At 45.7% G+C, this 324-nt stretch carries 1 protein-coding gene; it reads left to right on the top strand.

Annotation, left to right across the window (positions count from 1 at the left end):
* The coding region (locus tag H7U37_RS15385; protein WP_243414359.1) for an IS3 family transposase at positions 1 to 324 on the top strand (324 nt) is incomplete at both ends.

The raw sequence follows: 324 nt of genomic DNA, 5'->3' as shown, positions 1-324 counted from the left end.
CGATTCTGGGTATGGTTACTGCCATGCTGGATCAGGCTTTTGAAACAATACCGGATGGAACAGGGTTAATCCTCCATTCCGACCAAGGTTGGCAATACCAGCATAAACAGTACCAGCATATGCTTCGTGAGAAAGGAATTCAACAGAGTATGAGTCGGAAAGGCAACTGCCTGGATAATGCTGTCATGGAAAACTTCTTTGGCTTACTCAAAAGCGAGTTGCTGTATCTGCAAGAATTTGAATCTATGGAGCACTTCAAGCGAGAACTGCTGGACTATCTGGATTACTACAACAACCGCCGCATCAAGGCAAAGCTGAAGGGCT

It is taken from the genome of Pseudoflavonifractor phocaeensis (assembly GCF_016901735.1).
GTDB lineage: Bacteria > Bacillota > Clostridia > Oscillospirales > Oscillospiraceae > Pseudoflavonifractor_A.
Note: the sequence above shows the minus strand (reverse complement) of the source record. Positions and strands in the feature narration are given on the sequence as shown.